Source organism: Agromyces humi, assembly GCF_009720255.1.
Classification (GTDB): domain Bacteria; phylum Actinomycetota; class Actinomycetes; order Actinomycetales; family Microbacteriaceae; genus Agromyces; species Agromyces humi.
Window position 1 is genome coordinate 1 of the sequence record NZ_WJSP02000477.1, and the last position, 2,482, is coordinate 2,482.

Consider the following 2,482-nt stretch of genomic DNA (forward strand, 5'->3'; position numbering starts at 1 on the left):
GTCGTCTGCGCCATGGCGAGCGCGCTCGCGCGGGTGCCGACGCGGATCACGCCGCCCGAGCCGGCCGCCCCCGGGCCGGAACGAGCGCCCGTAGCGCCCGCGGCCCCACGAGCCCGCGACCCGCTCACGGTGCGATCCCCGCCAGCGCCGGGCGGAACCCGAGGCGCACGTTCTCGCAGCATCCGGGGCGGCACACGTCGTACCAGGGGCCGAGCTCGGTGACGGCGGGCCGCTCGGCCGCCGGCGTGCCGTTCACTCGCTCGAGCACGAGGTCGACGAGGCCGGCGACGTACGCGGGATGCGTGCCGGGCGTCGGCACGCGCACGGCGGCGAGGCCGTGCTGCTCGGCCGTCTCGAGCGCCTCGTTGTCGAGGTCCCACATCACTTCCATGTGGTCGCTGACGAAGCCGAGGGGCACAATGACGACGGCCTTGCGACCGGCGCCGGGCAGCTCCTCGATCGCGTCGTTGACGTCGGGCTCGAGCCACGGCATCGAGGGCGGTCCCGAACGCGACTGGTACACGAGCTGCCACGGCACGTCGGCGACGCCCGCCTCGCGCATGACCACCTCGGCGACCGCGCGGTGCTGGGCGGCGTACGCCCCGCCCTCACCGAACCCGCGCTCGGCGGGTCCCGACTTCGCGGCATCCGTCGAGGGGATGGAGTGGGTCGCGAACAGCACCTCGACCTGGGTGGCGCGGTCGAGTCCGGGCACGGATGCCTCGAGCTGGGCGATCCCGTCGCGCACGCCCTCGATGAACGGCTGCACGAACCCGGGGTGGTCGAAGAACTGGCGCACCTTGTCGATCTGGATGGCGTGGTCGCCGTCGCCGAGCCCGGTGTCGGCGAGCGCGTCGGCGAAGTCCTCGCGGTACTGCCGGCAGCTCGAGTAGGAGCTGTAGGCGCTGGTCGCGATGGCCAGGAGCTTCGTGTGGCCGGCGGCCTTCGCCTCGTCGAGCGCGTCGTTGAGGTACGGGTCCCAGTTGCGGTTGCCCCAGAGCACGGGCAGGTCGATGCCGCGGCTCGCGAGCTCGGCCTCGAGGGCGGCCTTCAGCCGCCGGTTCTGCTCGTTGATGGGGCTCACCCCGCCGAAGTGGCGGTAGTGGTGGGCGACCTCCTCGAGGCGCTCGTCGGGGATGCCGCGGCCGCTCGTGACGTTGCGGAGGAACGGGATCACGTCGTCCTGCCCCTCGGGCCCGCCGAATCCGGCGAGCAGGATCGCGTCGTACGCGACGGGCTCCTCGACGTGCGCGGGCCCCTGCTGGGCCGCGGGCGTCGCGCCGGGCACGATCGCGCCGGGGGCACAGGGTGCGGATGCCGCGGGGGCGGGCTTGTGTCCGCGATGCGCGGTGCCCGGGGCATCCGTCGCGCCCGACGACCCGATGTTCACGGCGGCCACTACTGCACCACCTCGACGAGCTCGGCGGTCGAGATGCGGCGGCCCGTGTAGAAGGGGACCTCCTCGCGCACGTGACGGCGCGCATCGGTGGCGCGGAGGTCGCGCATGAGGTCGACGAGGTCGGTGAGCTCGTCGGACTCGAGCGGCAGCAGCCACTCGTAGTCGCCGAGCGCGAACGACGAGACGGTGTTGGCGATGACCCCGCGGAACGCGGCGCCCTTGCGGCCGTGCTCGGCGAGCATGCGGCCGCGCTCCTCGGGGGCGAGCAGGTACCAGTCGTAGCTGCGCACGAAGGGGTAGACCGTGAGCCACGCCTTGGGCTCGACGCCGCGCAGGAACCCCGGGACGTGCGACTTGTTGAACTCGGCGTCGCGGTGCACGCCCATCGCGTTCCAGGTGGGCAGCAGCGCGCGGAACAGTCGCGCGCGCCGCAGCTCGCGGAGCGCCCACTGGAGCCCCTCGGCGGTCGGGCCGTGCAGCCACAGCATCACGTCGGCGTCGGCGCGCAGGCCCGACACGTCGTAGATGCCGCGCACGGTGACGTCCTCGTCCTCGACGAGGCCGATCATGTCGTCGAGCTCGCGCACGAAGCGGGGCACGTCGTGCCCGTCGAGGTCGTCGGGTCGCGCCGGGTCCTTTCGGAACACGGCGAACACCGTGTAGCCCTCGGGAGACTGCTCGGCGTCGGATTCAGTGTGGAGCGCGTCGGCTGCCGCTTCGGCAGCGGGGGAAGACATGCCTCCAGTCTCCCCCTTTCCGCGTCATCGGCCAAAAGGGGTGACGGATGCCGCGGCGCTCAGTCCCCCACGAGGAGGCGGGTCGAGTGCGCGAGGTGGTCGCGCAACGCGTCGGGGCCGCGCGTCTGCACCTCGTCGAGCAGCGCCCGGTGCTCGACGACGAGCGACTCGAGCGTGTAGTGCGGCCGCACGTGCAGCAGGAACAGCAGCAGCTCGCCGCCGAGGGCCGCGTGCGCCTCGACGATGCGGCTGCTGCCGGATGCCGCGACGAGGGCGTGATGGAACTCGGCGTGCATCCGCTCGGCCTCGAGCCAGTCGACGGATGCCGCGAGCCGCTCGAGCGCGT

The 2,482-nt window shown here is 73.1% G+C and carries 3 protein-coding genes; all 3 read right to left on the bottom strand.

The features are described 5' to 3' along the window. Window positions 1–124 precede the first annotated feature (124 nt). Window positions 125–1,291, bottom strand: a complete 1,167-nt coding sequence (locus GH736_RS21130) for a ferrochelatase (RefSeq protein WP_235934583.1) — start codon at window positions 1,289–1,291, stop codon at window positions 125–127. A gap of 107 nt (window positions 1,292–1,398) precedes the next feature. Continuing rightward, window positions 1,399–2,136: a hydrogen peroxide-dependent heme synthase gene (hemQ, locus tag GH736_RS21135; protein WP_159606815.1), complete on the bottom strand. Its 738-nt coding sequence runs from the start codon at window positions 2,134–2,136 to the stop codon at window positions 1,399–1,401. A 59-nt stretch (window positions 2,137–2,195) separates the two neighbouring features. Then, window positions 2,196–2,482, bottom strand: a 287-nt coding sequence (locus tag GH736_RS21140) for an FCD domain-containing protein (RefSeq protein ID WP_159606817.1), incomplete at its 5' end; no start/stop codon positions are given.